Genomic DNA, 14,916 nt, shown 5'->3' on the forward strand with positions numbered 1-14,916 from the left:
ATTAATCACTCCGTAAGGCGGCAATTGGGTCTAACTGAGCGGCATTCCTAGCTGGAATCACCCCGGCTAGCAACCCGACAATGAACGATAATCCAAATCCACACACAACTGACCACACAGAGACGATAAAGGGAAAATGGAAAATCATGGCAGCGCCAAAGGCAATACCAATGCCAATTCCCATCCCAATACCGCCGCCGGCGGTAGAAATCACCACAGATTCGGCTAAAAACTGATTCAAAATAGCGGAGTTAGTTGCGCCAACAGCTTTGCGAATGCCAATTTCTCGTGTTCGCTCCACAACAGAAACCAGCATAATATTAGCGATGCCAATGCCTCCTACTAGCAGAGAAATACTAGCGATCGCTACCACCATCATCGTAAACAAGCCCACCACAGTCGTAAAGGTGTTAACAACATCTGTTTGATTTCTAATGCTGAAATCATCAGACTGAGATGAATTGAGATTGTGACGCAAGCGTAAAAGATTCACAACCTGAAATTGAGCCGTTGCTGACTGCTCTTGATTAGCTAGTTTTACATAAATGCCATTAATCGCAAAACCTTTTAAAGCATTATTCCCCACGATTCGACTTGACATATTAGTTAGGGGAATGAAAACTTGATCGTCCCGATCCATCGGGCCTTCTGAACCTTTCTTTTCAAATACACCAATGACTTCATAAATGTTACGTTGAATCCGAATCTGTTCACCAATAGAATTTTTTCCAGTACCAAATAGTTCATCCCGCACTGTCGGCCCTAGAACAACCACTGATTTAGCGTTATCCATTTCTTCCTGGGTAAAAAACCTCCCTTGTGTAAGGGAAGTATTTCTGGCTTCGGGATAGTTCAAATCGGTTCCCACAATGTTGGTTGAATTATTCAACTTTTCATAAACCACCTGCCCCGGACGTTGGAGGTAAGCAGAAACGACTTGAGCCGCAGGAGCCTCTTCTTGAATAGCTTTGGCATCCTCCCAGGTGAGTGTTGAACTAGAACCCATCCCTTGACTGATACCACCAGAACGGGCAGCACCCGCAAAGACCTGTAAAACATCAGTTCCTAAAGACTGAATTTGCTGTTCTGTCGCTTTTTGTACACCCTGTCCAACAGAAGTAATTGCAATCACAGAAGCAATGCCAATAATTACACCCAACATCGTCAAACCAGTGCGGAGTTTATTCCGCCATAGTGCCTCCATTGCCATTGATAAGATTTCGATTACTGATACAGTACTGGCACGACGAGAAGTCGCTCTTGGGCGAGGTAAGCGAAAGGAAATAGTCATTTTTTGTACCTGAAATTAATGAGCGGGAGAACCACCACCGGGTGGAGGCCCCATCGGAGGTTCTTGTTGAGAACTGCCCGCTTTAGAGCTTCCTGGTAAACCGGGAAAAGAGATACCGGATTGATTTGGAGATTGGGGCGGGAAGCTGACCAATATCTTTTCTGTGCCGTCCAGTCCAGTCTTGACTTCGGTACGATTATTAACTGTTGCTCCAGTAGTAATGGGAGTGAATACGGGTGGTTGATTTTGACGCGCCACAAAAACACCTGTTACTTTTTGTTGACGCGTCACTGCGATCGTTGGTACAGTCAGGGCGTTTTGCAACTGACCAACATTGAACTCTAGAGATACATTCATTCCAGATCGCAACAACTTCTTAGAATCTGAAAGCAAAGCAACTTTCACTTCAAAGCTAGTAACATTTTGCTCTACAGTTGCCTGAGCCGCGATTTGCGAGACTCGTCCCGAAAATGTTTTTCCAGGGTAAGCATCTGCCTTAATTACCACCTGTTGATTGACACGAATTTGAGAAATATTGCTCTCCGAGATATTTGCCACAACCTGATTTGTATCAGCTAATGCCAGAATTGAGGATGAGGTTGCAGAAGAAACTGAACTACCTGCCGTCATTGGGGTGACAAAAGCACCTGGGTCGGCATACTTGCGAATGACAACCCCATCAAAGGGTGCGCGAATCAGTGTGTCATCAATCTGGGTTTGAATGTTTTGTAACGCTCCGCGAGCAGATATCACCTCTGCACTGGCTTGGTCAATATCTTCTTGACGGGTTCCCGCTTTTTGCAGAGATAGTACTTCCTGTTGCTGCTTTACTTCTGCACTAGCTTGGTCAATATCTTCTTGACGGGTTCCCGCTTTTTGTAGAGAAAGTGCTTGTTGCGCTTCCGTTACTTGGGCTTGGGCGCTGTCGAAGTCTGCACGTTTTTGGTTTAAAGTTTGCCGAGAAATTGCTCCAGCATCATAAAGTTTCTGGTTGCGGCTAAAGTCATCCTTTGCTTGACTCAAAGTAGCTTGATATCTATTTAAACGGGCTTGCGCTTGAGCAATATCCTGATAGCGATTACCTGTAATCAGTTTACGTAACTTTGCCTTTAGTTCCTCCAATTTCGCCTGCGCCTGAGCAATATCTTGAGGACGATTCCCTGCCATGAGTTTGCGGAGATTTGCCTTTGCTTGTGCCAATCTTCCCTGCTCTTGGGTTAATTGTCCCTGCAAATTTGAATCATCCATATAAGCCAATACCTGCTTTTCTCTGACATAATCACCTTCCTTAACTAGCAGACTTTTCAAAGTACCCGCCGTTTTGGGACTGAGGTTGATTGACCGTTCCGGTTTAACAGTTCCATTGGCTGAGACAGTAATAGAAAAATTCGTCCGTTTTAAAGGCACTACCGCTAGGCGTAGATTTGCTTGCTGTTGTTGCTTAACAAGCTGCTGATGAACAAGATAACTCACGCTCACAACTAAAAATAGGAAAAGAAATCCAACTAACCATTTTGTTATCCCTTGTTTCTTTGTGGGTGGGAGTGAAGATGTAGAGTCAGTTAGCTTGGGTAAATTTGGGTAATTTATCGGGTCGAGAGGATTAAATGCCATATTCACTCCTTGAGTAAAAACCAGACCTGCCTCTATTTGGCTAAATTTATGTAACCATAAGTAGCTTACATTTGTAATGGCTGGTCAATCTGAATGCTTACATAAATTGATCGGGAAAATTCTGAATTGTAAAAGAGATTAGGTATATTACCCACCACCAAATTTTAAAAAACTTATTCCCAGTACCCAGAGTAAAAATTCTCGAAAATCAATTCTTTCCTAATCTCTTATCTCTGTGTTCTCTGCGCCTCTGTGGTTCAATAAATCATTTCTTAAGCATACCTACTCTTAAAACGTTCCAGAATTTGCTTAGTACCTTCAATTTCCTTCTTAAATTCCTCTTGCTTATCTGGCTTAATTTTGCCCCCAGCTTCTTCCAGTATATTTTTCAGAGCTATCTCTAAATCAATTTGAATTTGAGTCATGTCATCAAAAATTCTATGATTAATTTCCTGCTCATTAGCGTTCATATTTTTACTCACATATTTGACATAATTCATCAAAATCCCAAGACTTTAATCACCGCAAAATCAACACATCATTTCAGAAATATTCTGGTTAACCTCCCCTGATACAACTCTTTTCAATCCAATAATGTTGCTCCATCAAGCCTACCTTCACTTAGATGGCTCTTTGTCGGAACATAGTCAGGTTGAACCTTACCATAATCGAGCTTAATAATTTGGTCAGCTAAGTGAAAATAACGGTCATCATGAGTAATCACTATTACAGCTTTACCACGTTCCTTAAGTTTGACAAGACTCTGCCTATAAAAGAGATCCCGAAAGTGTGGTTCTTGGTCAGATGCCCATTCATCAAATAAATAAATCGGTCTATCTTCTAGATAAGCTGTTAGCAATGCGAGGCGTTTTCTCTGTCCTTGGGATAAGTTAGTTGTTGATAAAACACCATCTCTAACTTGAACTTTATGGTCTAACTGTAATTGTCTGAGATAACCTTGAACTTCTCGATCTAGATCGGGATGATTGAATCCTAAACAACTGTCGAAAAGGTAGAAATCAGAGAAAATGGCAGAAAAATGCTGACGATACCATTCCCGATTTTCATCCGTAATCAGGACTCCATCGAGATAAATTGACCCATTTTTTGGTGGATACAACCCTGTAATTAATTTAGCTAAGGTTGACTTGCCACTACCATTACCACCCACAATATATGTTATTTGTCCCGGCTGCAATGTTAGACTAATTGGGCCTAGAAGAAATCCCTTTTCATCGTCAGCAGGGTGATGCATATTTCTAGGGTGATGTCCCGGTGGTAAAGATGGACTATTTGGCCCCAAAGCTAACCCTTTCCGATCGCCACGAGGCGGATGAATATCTCTAGGCTTACGTCCCTTTTCCGACTTATGTTCTGGAGGCAAAGATGGATTGTTTGGCCCCAACAGGAATTCTTGATCGTCATTACTAGGGTGATACAGATAGCTGACGCGATCGAGTTCAAGTTTCAATTCTATTTGACTAGGTTGTTTGACAATGTAGGAGCTAATTTTTGTATCAACTTCTGCTTGGCTTGTTAATGATAGCTTCATCATGTTTATTTTCTGTAACGCCACATTACCTTGTAAGAGATCGGGTAATCTGCGTAATAGGTTCTGGAGCGGAAGAGATAGATAGGTAGTAGTGAGGACGTATGTTGACAGCATTGGGATTGGGATATGAATAAACCAGGGCAAGATGAAAAGAATCAATGCTAGACTAGAAAGCTGCGAAAATTGCCCTAACCCATTAGCGATCGCAAAGCTTTGCATGGCAGTAGTATTTTTATGACGCAGTTTTGTGGCACTACCTTGAAGGTTCTTAGAGGAGAAATCTTCTCGCCTAGTTTTGTGCAGTTTTAGTTCTTTAGTACCTCTAGTGATAGCTTGAAAATGCTTAAATAAGTTATCCTCTTCTTCACGTGCTATGGAGAATAAATGCTGGGCTTTGCCGAGCCTAGTTTGGACACACCAAATAGCAACAGCAGATGTGGCGATCGTCAAGACAAATATAATATTTGAAACCAAAGACAAGTAGAATAAACATCCCAGAACAGTAGCGAGATCGATACAAATACTAGGAATTGCAGATACAGCGTGCGAAAGGACTCTAACATCATCAGTTAGTGTTGCAAGTAACCGATTTTCTCCAAGTCTTTCTAGATGTTCTAAAGGTGAAAATAGGATGTTTTGACCTAATCTAACTCGTAATTGGTAAATTGCATTTTGCGAGAGATTAATCAGCATGAATTGCGCGACAGTACTTGTGAAGAGAGTACAAAGACTTAATGCCGCAAAATATAACAGTGCATTAGGAAGTGATGCTTGACTAACAGCCCGATTGATGAGTGAAATCAGCATCGCATTACTACCACCGCTAATTAAGCCTGTGATAGTTGCAATCAAGATACTCCGCCATGATATTTCCCAAAGAAATCGAATGAATCTCATGCTTGTTTCCTTTCAGATTGCTCAAAACTGTGGTGTTGATAATATCAAGATGGTTCTTTTAAACTTTTTGAAATAGAATTCCTTCTACTCCAATTCCTGGCGAAAATGAAAAAGCAATTCCTGTTAATGCTTTCATCTGTTCAGTGGAATCTTGGCGATCGTTATGTTGCTTGTCTAACCCTACGCGTTCTTTGTCAGCAGCAGAAGCATTATTTTCACTGCTAAACAGCATCCGTTCCATAACAAATAGAACTGAGGGACTAAGCATATTGCCATACTGACGAAGAATCTCCCAACTATCAGCAACTTGACTATCACTGAGTCCCAAAGAATCTTGTGCGTTCTTAATAATGCGTGTGCCACCAGGATGAACAGCCCAAAGATCGATACTCTCTTTAGTAAGTTCATGGCTTGCTAAAAAACGTTCGATTATTGGATTAACACCAGTCTTAATATAGTCAGGTAACTGACGTGAAAGCTGACAAGTAATCCCGTTATCCCGAATGCCAAGAACGATGCCATCTTCGGTATTTTCAACCAGGTAACTTAGGTGATCTCTAATAACAACTTTACCTTGACCGATTGCTTGCTCTGCTTGACAAGCTCCGATAACTACTGCGGCACATCCATCGCCAAAAATGCTATGAATAATAACATCATTCATTTCATCTTCAAACACTGCATTGATTGAACTGAGTTCAAGGCATACTAAAAGAACTTTGTGTGTTGGATTAGCTCGGACATGATCGCTAGCAACACGCAGTCCATTCATTGCGGCTGCACAACCCATAAAATTCACTGTTACTCTAGCTGTGTCTCGCCTGAGTCCAAGGCTTTTAATCAATTCTGTGTCTATTCCTGGCGCTATGAAGCCTGTACTCGATACGAAAACAATGAGGCGGATGCGATCTTTGATATTCGTATTGGTATTGGTATATAAATGATTGTTAGTCTCTATATTTTCAGAAGCCGTTAAGAGGGCTTTTCTAGCAACCCGTTCAGCTAAAGGAACAGCAAACTCTTGATACATCTGCATCCGAGATTGAATGGTCTGACTGTGCCTGTGAGCGATCGCTTTATCAGATAATAAGTTGATGGCTAAGTGTCTTTTATCAATTCGAGTATTTTTATATAGCTTATCGATTCGGCATCGATTTTGCTCCAAGCTGGGAATATTTGCAACTAATTCAGCCGCGTCAGATTGCTGAACGATGTTGTCGGGCGTACCAGTTGCTATGCTCTCAATAATCGGTAAAAACTGCTTTAACTTAGTCATACCAAGTTCAGACGGATTATATTGAGTTTTAATTTTGGTTGGCTGAACAACAGATAAACTATCTGTTTTGCTGTCTGCTATTAGGGTAGTTTTAGTATTCATACAGTTTTTCTCTTTTTCCTATTTGCATTTGTGATCAATTTCTGGAATCTAACAACACAGTTGCTCTGAAGAGCAACTATGTTTTTTAATTAGATGGAACCAATACCAAGAAAACCTTGAATAACATATTTCGCCGATGTCATTAATGCTTGTGGATGAAAATGTTCTTTTAACAGTCCAAAGTTGTTTTCTTTTGCCGTTCTTGATGGCCCTAATAAGTAATGTTTTACCAAGATTGGCATCCGGTCAAAGAAGAAGTTTTTGGGTTGTAACCAGACAACGTTAAACTTCTCTGCCTCTTCTCGGACAATATCTTCGCTGATAATATTGGCAAAACCACTTTTTTGGTAGGGAAGTACATGGTGTACGCGATGTGGACTAAGACCTGCTGATAGAAAACAGTCAATATACTTGTTGCCAACCATAGTTAAATCATGGGAGTTTTTAATTTGGGATACTGCCCAGTCTTCTGAAGGATCGACTTCTTCTTCTTCAAAATCATGACTAGCAACAATCATGAAGGTACTGATCCAGAGAGTAAGAACAAATTGTGCAAGCCAAGCTCCTAAATCACCATTCATCCAAAACAAAATTAACTCACCAACAAGAATTACTCGCATAGAAAAGGTTCCTACATAATGGGGAAACCCTCGTTGCCAAGAACCATACATATCTTTTACACCAAACTTTACTGCCAATATACATATCTCAATCAATCGAACGAACATCCCAGTGATAATGTGACCTAATTTATGTACAGTATGAACCGGAATTCGATAGTAACGAGGAAGTTCCAGCATGGCTGTAAAAACGTTTCTCTTAATATCAACTTGGCTCTGAGTAAATGGATGATGCATTAAAGTGTGACCATCAGTTACTACAAAAGCCATTGGAACATAGCTGATATCAAAAATATGTGCGAATACTTTATTGAAGCGAACTTGTGCGCGGTGAATTAGATAATGACCCGCACCTGTGAGGGAAATTCTAAGAGCCACCATGAGTGGAACAAAGAGATAAATTGGCATGAACTGCATGAAATTTAAGCGCAGCACTTGCACAAGGATATAGACAATGAACAAAATGATTGTTACTACATCAAAAATGAAGTCCATTTGAGCAATCTTTTTTTTCATTTCTGGATTGTTTATCCTTACTTTGATCTGATTCAGTAGTTGCTCTGGGTTTTGGAAGTTAAACTTCGGTGTATCTCTCCAGCCATCAAAACCTTCACGAAACAAGAATGGTGGAGCATTGTATTTAGGATGAACGTCTTCAGGTCTGGCTTTTCGCCCCAAAGCATATTTCTTGAGGACTCTCTTAGACTTTTCGGGATTAGGGTGAAAAATATTAACCAATGTCGTGATATCTCTATTTTTCATCCGTCCAATGAAGAACTCACCGCCTGGATGCCGCTTGATAAAGTCAGATAGATCGTATACTTCTCCGTCGTAAATCCATATATTAGGCAAATTAGGTGGAGGCTCTTTGCCAATTTCACCAGGAGGATGTTGTGGCTTTTCCTGATTGTTAGCATTCGGCATCATAGCTGGAGGTGCTTTATCAATTTCATCAGGAGGTAGTTGTGGTTTCTCCTGAGTGTTAACATTGAACATCATAGCCGGAGGCACTTTGACAATTTCATCAGGAGGTAATTGTGGTTTTTCCGGGGTCTTGACACGGCTAATATCTTCAGCAATGCTTGTATCGTGAGCGAGAACAAGTTCGGAAAGCTTTTGATCTTTCTCCCTATTTCGGAAGATTTGTATGTGCTTAAAAGCCTGTACAATTGCATTCATAATATCCGATCCTCCTAAATATTTTTGAACGTGCTGATGCTGCTCATAACACCTTTTTTATGAAGCGTGAGTGCAGTTTTTTATCATTTGATGTATCAAATCTAAACTTGAGAAAAATGTAACCTTATGTAGGCATCTAGCCGAGATGCAAGCAAGCTCTTATTTAACCCTGGGAACTCAGTAGGGTCAAATGGACTTTTGTAGAAATAGATTTATTTACCAAGAAAAGCGATTTACAACGCGAAGTTTGTGCGTTTATATATAGCCATTTCTAGCAAGGATGCACAAATGTGCGTAGAAAGTGCGCGTTGCAACTTCAGACCATAAATTGCAATCCATATTTGTGCAAAACAGCATTTGTTTGATGCTTTTAACATTAGAAATTAATCGGGTATAACTAGGGGAGATGAATCTGTAATTGGTATTTTTGCAATATTACCCATTGAATTACAATGCAGTTTCCTGTAATCCTGCATACATGATGATGCACAGGGTAAGCGTATCTAAATTTGAGTATTAAATATATTAAGTAGTATGCTATAGCGGTTCTCAATTGCATGGAGTACAGAGGAGAGGGCTGAGTGTATTGCATACAAAGAAGCGATCGCTATAACATTAGATCGGATGTCAGGGACTACCTGATGTCGTCAGGCTTTAACTGTGCATTCTAAAAAATTATCGTGGGAGTTTCCCATAAAACAAAGTCCACTTACACATCACAGTGTCAAGTGGACTTGTTACTTATCTTTAGTGGATCCGAGCAGAGTCGAACTGCTGTCCAAATTGGGTATTGACCCCCCGCTCATTCACAGGTTTAGCCTTTCTGACCCTCAAGGCGGGAATCGTTCATTATCCCGAACGTAGGATGCTCTGATTTAATCTTAGCTAGCAAGCCAACCAGAGAACGCTTGCTAGAGCATCCGTTGGGGTTTGGTCTTCAGTCCTTAACGGAGTCAAACTAAAGACGCTCGAACCTATAAGAGGTGTTTAGGCAGCTACTAGAGCATCCTTACGAGCAAAGCTAACGATGTTATTCGCATTTACTTTTTGTTTGAGCCTTTGATTTCCGAGAGGAGACTCACTCTCGACCTGAATCACAGAGCAGCGTTCGCCAACCTGTCGAAACCGTGACGGACCCATACGCTATATATATATTATAGTTTGCTGTTAGGGATATGTGTTACAGCATGACAAAAAAATATTAAACTCTTATTACCCAGGCAAAACTTTCATGAGTCAGACTACAAACAGAGTTCGCTGGACAATTCAAGATGTTGCAGCATTACCTGATAACGAATGGATTCGTTATGAGATTATCGATGGAGAATTGTTTGTGACGCGATCACCCCACCATAAACATCAGCACGTAATTGGATGTATCTTTTCAGTGCTAAACACTTGGTCTATAGATGAATGGCACTAAGAAAAGCGGAAAGCCTTATCAATTAAGCCGTTTGCAATTGATGACGTAATTCATGTCTGGGCTTGGTCAATCTGGGGTAAGCTTTGGGGCGGCGTTTGGTGACTCGTGGTTCGCTGCGTCCAGGACGGTCGGGGACAACCTTGTGAACAATAATTTTCAGCAAACTACGATAAAGTCGGATACGTTTTTGAGAGTGAGCAGTTTCTAATTTAGGAATAAAATTCAGTAAATGATGTCGAGTACCTTGAAGCGATAAACGATTTGGAGGAGTATTGTAAGTAGTCCCAGCCGACCACATTAAGCTCCGAAGTAAATTATAAGCCAGTAAATACACATGAATTTCTTTACGTATCATTGAAGGTGTTTTACATCGGAGAATATCCATACCCAAGGTAGTTTTTATATGCCTCAAATTCAATTCAACATCCCAACGTTTACCGTAAAGTCCAACAAATTCGAGAGTAGAATAAGAAGATTTATCTAAAAGAGTAGTAATTAAGCTGACTTGTTGAGTGCGAAAACCAGGAATAACAATGTAGTAGTAAATTTCTCGCACAGTTATGGCAGAAGGTAGAGCTAAAAATTCATCCAAGCTCAATCCTTGTGGGCATCTTTTAGGCTTATACCAAGTAACAAGCTTGTCGCAATCGCCAACAATTTTCCCTTTTCGCATGGTTGTTGTCCGAGATTGATGCTTACGAAATACTGCATCACAACCAAGTTTAGTAATAGCAAACATATCAGCGTAAGCGCAAAACGCTCTATCCCCTAAAAGCACATCATTTGGTTTAAGAAAACTGTATAGTTTTCTTGCTAATTTGATATCATGAGTGTTCAGAACATCGATGCACAAAGCAACGGTAGCTCCTGTTATTAAACTGAATATCACACCAATTTTGGCAATTGGAAAGCCACATCCGGGCTTTTGGCTACTGGGCTGAGGGTATTCTTTTTGATTCTCTACAGTGTCAGGCATCGAGACAGTTGACCCATCTATTACTTTGACATTTCGACCACACCATAAATATTCTGTTGCTACTTTCTGTTCTAAGCTTTGTGCCGAGAAATTGAAAAGTTTTTCTAATAACTTCTCTGGAAGCCTTGCCCTAGCTTGGCAGTAAGCACTGGTATCTGTTGAAGGGACTTCTACTTCTTCACCAGCTAGATGTGCAATTATTTTACTCACAGCATTATTACAAGTTTTATCAGTATCCAGCACTTGTGATAAAAATGCCCATAAAGTTATTAATGGGTCAAATAACCGCTTTTTATATTTAATTTTTAGCTCCGAAATTGCAAGGCTTATCACAGACTCTGGCAATAGTTCTTTAAAAGGTAGTCCCAAACTTTGGCTGAATTTATCCTTGAGGATTTCTACTCGTAGTGTCACAGTAGTATTTATGATGTTGGCTTGCTCGTATCAAGGAAAGTATTTCATGAACGAGTAAGCTTTTCCTACCTAAAAAATTTTTGGACAATCAGTACATCTAACTCCACTGTCTTTGTCAGGCACAGCGATGGCGTACTCACCATGAGTCAGTGGCGATCGCATCGCAGTACCACAGGATCAATCGCATTGCTCCCTATCTGAACTTTCACTGTTCAATAGCTTTAAAATCTGTAGTGCCTATCCCGCATAGCTTAGAGCTTTTCTTAGTGCCATTCGTCTATAGATAGTGGTTTAGGAGAACCTTCCATTATGCCAGGACTGATTTTTTCAGATTCTGATAATGTAGCTCCTGATGTGGTATGGGTAAGTTATGAACGGTTGGCTCAAATTCAAGATGAAGCGGGGCATTTTCAGGGAGCGCCAGAACTGGTTGTGGAAGTTTTGTCAAAAGGAAAAGCCAATGAAGACCGCGATCGATTAGCTAAGTTGAAATTGTATTCGGTTCAGGGAGTCCAGGAGTATTGGATTGTCGATCGGATCACTCAAAGAATTGAAGTCTATCGACGGGATAATGCTCAGTTAAAACTGGTTACGACATTACTTGTAGATGATGTAATTACATCGCCATTGCTGCCTAACTTTACCTGTGAAGTAGCGCGTCTTTTTGTGTCACGAGGTTAGAGGCGACTTTAGAGAGATCATCGCTTATCCTTTTCCACCTTTTAGAGGATTACACCGAATGTCTAAAATGTGTAATCACACCTGCTAAGTAGCATATCTTCATTGGTGACACAAAAGCGATAACGATCTGTATCACACTCCTTTGTTAAAACATCCTCAAAATCAAAAATAGCTAATCGCTAGTTTTAAACTCACCAGCAATTAGCTATTGATTACAGTTACTAATTGACTTGTCCCTAAGTCAACGCTTCAGCACCACCCACAACCTCAAGTAGTTCTTGGGTAATTGCCGCTTGTCGGGCTTTGTTGTAAGACAGGGTGAGGCTGTTTATCAGTTCACCGGCATTTTCACTGGCATTACTCATAGCTGTCATCCGCGCTGCTAGTTCACTAGCGGCAGATTCTTGTAGCGCCCGCAATAGCTGGTTACTCAGATACAGAGGTAACAGAGAATCGAGAATCTGTACTGGGTCTTGCTCAAAAATCATGTCAGGAGCTAACGGGCGGACTTGCTTAGTCACTTTCTCCCGTTCGACTTCAAATTTACCACCACGGGTTGTTAAGCGGAAGATTTCGTCGTCGGCTGCTTCTAGACCTTGAGTATCTAGAGGAAGTAGGGTTTGCACTACGGGACGGGAACTAACCAAGGAAAGGAATCTGGTATAGATTAATTCGATGCGGTCAACTTTTTCCGAAAGGAATAAGGAAAGTAGTTGGTCAGCAATCTGATTGGCTTCCTCGGCGGTGGGGATTTGCTCTAAACCACTGTAGGTAGCATCAATGGGCTGATTGCGGCGTTGAAAGTACTGTGTAGCTTTGCGCCCGACGAGGACAAATTGATAGTCTAAGCCTTCTGCCTTGATTTCTTTGGCGCGGTTTTCTGCACGACGGATAACGTTACTATTGTAGCCGCCGCATAAACCGCGATCGCCTGAAATTACTAACAGCCCGACTGACTTAACTTGCCGTTTTTTCAGTAGTGGTAGGTTTGCTTCTTCAAAGCGCAGACGGCTTTGCAAACCATACAATACTTGTGCCAAGCGATCGGCAAAGGGGCGAGTTGCTAGCACTTGTTCTTGCGCCCGACGCACTCTAGCCGCAGCTACGAGACGCATGGCTTCTGTGATTTTTTTGGTGTTTTTGACCGACTGGATGCGATCGCGTATTGCTTTTAGATTGGCCATATTTTTAAGTTCTGAGTTAGGAGTTAGGAGTTAGGAGTTAAGAGTTAGGAGTCTTTCATTAACTTTTAACTCTTAACTCTTCACTTCTAACTTTAATTACGCTGTAGCTTTGAAGGTCTTCTTGTATTCGGTAAGCGCTTCCTTCAAGGCTGCTTCTTCTGCGTCACCTAATGCTTTAGAAGCTTGTACTCCTTGGGCATATTTACCAGCCTTTAAGGACTCCCGCAGACCTTGGGTAAAGGTGGTGACTTTATCTACAGGTACATCATCTAAATAACCATTAATACCTGCATACAAAATTGCCACTTGTTCATATACTGAAAGTGGCGAATTTTGTGGCTGCTTGAGGAGTTCGCGTAACCGTTGACCCCGTGCCAACTGGTCTTGAGTGGCTTTATCTAAGTCAGAAGCAAATTGCGCGAAGGCTTGCAAGTCGTCAAATTGGGCTAATTCCAATTTAATTTTACCGGCAACTTTTTTCATTGCCTTAGTTTGAGCGGCAGATCCCACGCGGGATACTGAAATACCAGGGTTTACAGCCGGACGGATACCAGCGTTAAACAAGTCAGAGGACAGGAATATCTGACCATCGGTAATGGAAATTACGTTGGTGGGGATATATGCTGAAACGTCACCAGCTTGGGTTTCGATAATTGGTAGGGCGGTCATGCTGCCTTTACCTAATTCGTCACTCAATTTTGCGGCTCTTTCTAGCAAACGAGAGTGGATGTAGAATACATCTCCAGGGTAAGCTTCGCGTCCTGGTGGACGACGTAGCAATAGGGACATTTGGCGATAAGCTTGGGCTTGCTTGGAAAGATCGTCGTAAATTACCAGGGTAGCTTTGCCTTTGTACATAAAGTACTCGGCAATAGTTGCGCCTGTGTAAGGAGCTAGGTATTGTAGAGTGGCTGGTTCACTGGCACTAGCAAAAACAACGACGGTGTAATCCATCGCGCCTTTTTCTTGCAATGTCTGCACCACGTTAGCGACGGTGGAAGCCTTTTGACCGATGGCAACGTAGACACAAACTACATCTTCTGATTTTTGGTTGATGATGGTGTCAATGGCGATCGCAGTTTTACCGGTTTGGCGATCGCCAATAATCAATTCCCGTTGACCGCGACCGATGGGAATCATTGAGTCAATAGCTGTGATACCCGTTTGCATGGGTTCGTGTACAGATCGACGAGCAATGATACCGGGTGCTGGAGATTCAATCAAACGGCTTTCGGAGGATTTGATGTCTCCTTTACCATCGATGGGAAGACCCAAAGCGTTTACAACTCGTCCAATTAAGGCTTCTCCTACGGGTACTTGGGCAATTTTACCAGTAGCGGTTACAGAACTACCTTCTTGAATTTCCAACCCTTCACCCATGAGAACCGCGCCCACGTTGTCTTCTTCTAAGTTCTGGGCGATGCCAATTGTGCCATCTTCAAATTCTAAGAGTTCCCCAGACATAGCCTTTTCCAGACCATAAATCCGGGCAATACCGTCACCAACTTGGAGAACGGTACCAACATTAGCAACTTTGACCTCTTGATCGTATTGCTCGATTTGTTGTTGGATAATGCTACTAATTTCGTCAGGTCTAATTGATATGCTCATGTGTCTATCTTGTTTGCTTTCGAGACGGAAAATTTAAAGAGTTAGGAGTGATGAGTTAAGAGTTAGGAGTGATGAATTAAGAGTCATGAGTGATGA

The 14,916-nt window shown here is 41.6% G+C and carries 10 protein-coding genes, 1 other RNA gene and 1 pseudogene; 2 read left to right on the forward strand and 10 right to left on the reverse strand.

The genetic code is table 11. The annotated features are described in order from the left end of the window. Window position 1 precedes the first annotated feature (1 nt). From GTQ43_RS15390 to ssrA, 7 genes are all read right to left on the reverse strand, one after another. Window positions 2–1,210, reverse strand: a complete 1,209-nt coding sequence (locus tag GTQ43_RS15390; RefSeq protein WP_265273780.1) for an ABC transporter permease — start codon at window positions 1,208–1,210, stop codon at window positions 2–4. 96 nt (window positions 1,211–1,306) lie between these two features. Continuing rightward, the gene (locus tag GTQ43_RS15395) at window positions 1,307–2,905 is read right to left on the reverse strand and encodes an HlyD family secretion protein (protein WP_265273458.1); all 1,599 of its coding nucleotides are present in this window, start codon (window positions 2,903–2,905) and stop codon (window positions 1,307–1,309) included. Window positions 2,906–3,177: 272 nt separating this feature from the next. Continuing rightward, window positions 3,178–3,375, reverse strand: a complete 198-nt coding sequence (locus GTQ43_RS15400; RefSeq protein ID WP_265273459.1) for a hypothetical protein — start codon at window positions 3,373–3,375, stop codon at window positions 3,178–3,180. Window positions 3,376–3,488: 113 nt separating this feature from the next. Then, entirely contained in the window at window positions 3,489–5,354 is a 1,866-nt protein-coding gene (locus GTQ43_RS15405) for an ATP-binding cassette domain-containing protein (RefSeq protein WP_265273461.1), read from the reverse strand. A gap of 58 nt (window positions 5,355–5,412) precedes the next feature. Beyond that, window positions 5,413–6,732, reverse strand: coding sequence for a type III polyketide synthase (locus GTQ43_RS15410; protein WP_265273463.1), 1,320 nt, complete (start codon window positions 6,730–6,732; stop codon window positions 5,413–5,415). A gap of 89 nt (window positions 6,733–6,821) precedes the next feature. Next, the gene (locus tag GTQ43_RS15415) at window positions 6,822–8,531 is read right to left on the reverse strand and encodes a cytochrome b5-like heme/steroid binding domain-containing protein (RefSeq protein WP_265273464.1); all 1,710 of its coding nucleotides are present in this window, start codon (window positions 8,529–8,531) and stop codon (window positions 6,822–6,824) included. Between the two features lie 748 nt (window positions 8,532–9,279). Continuing rightward, window positions 9,280–9,669, reverse strand: a transfer-messenger RNA (tmRNA) gene (gene ssrA / locus GTQ43_RS15420). 93 nt (window positions 9,670–9,762) lie between these two features. Here ssrA and GTQ43_RS15425 point away from each other — a divergent pair. Further along, entirely contained in the window at window positions 9,763–9,954 is a 192-nt protein-coding gene (locus GTQ43_RS15425; protein ID WP_321162483.1) for a hypothetical protein, read from the forward strand. Window positions 9,955–9,976: 22 nt separating this feature from the next. Here the strand turns inward: GTQ43_RS15425 and GTQ43_RS15430 are convergent, their stop codons facing one another. Further along, the gene (locus GTQ43_RS15430; protein WP_265273465.1) at window positions 9,977–11,344 is read right to left on the reverse strand and encodes an IS4 family transposase; all 1,368 of its coding nucleotides are present in this window, start codon (window positions 11,342–11,344) and stop codon (window positions 9,977–9,979) included. 276 nt (window positions 11,345–11,620) lie between these two features. On the opposite strand from GTQ43_RS15430, the pseudogene GTQ43_RS15435 reads away from it, so the two are divergent. Then, a pseudogene (locus tag GTQ43_RS15435) lies at window positions 11,621–12,025 on the forward strand (Uma2 family endonuclease); the annotation flags it as partial. Window positions 12,026–12,261: 236 nt separating this feature from the next. Here GTQ43_RS15435 and GTQ43_RS15440 read toward each other — a convergent pair. Both GTQ43_RS15440 and atpA read right to left on the reverse strand, forming a co-directional pair. Continuing rightward, window positions 12,262–13,209 carry a F0F1 ATP synthase subunit gamma gene (locus tag GTQ43_RS15440; RefSeq protein ID WP_265273466.1) on the reverse strand — a complete coding sequence of 316 codons (948 nt, stop codon included), beginning with the start codon at window positions 13,207–13,209 and terminating at the stop codon, window positions 12,262–12,264. A gap of 96 nt (window positions 13,210–13,305) precedes the next feature. After that, window positions 13,306–14,820 carry a F0F1 ATP synthase subunit alpha gene (atpA, locus tag GTQ43_RS15445; RefSeq protein WP_265273467.1) on the reverse strand — a complete coding sequence of 505 codons (1,515 nt, stop codon included), beginning with the start codon at window positions 14,818–14,820 and terminating at the stop codon, window positions 13,306–13,308. Between the last annotated feature and the right edge of the window lie 96 nt (window positions 14,821–14,916).

This window comes from Nostoc sp. KVJ3 (assembly GCF_026127265.1).
Taxonomy (GTDB): Bacteria; Cyanobacteriota; Cyanobacteriia; order Cyanobacteriales; family Nostocaceae; genus Nostoc.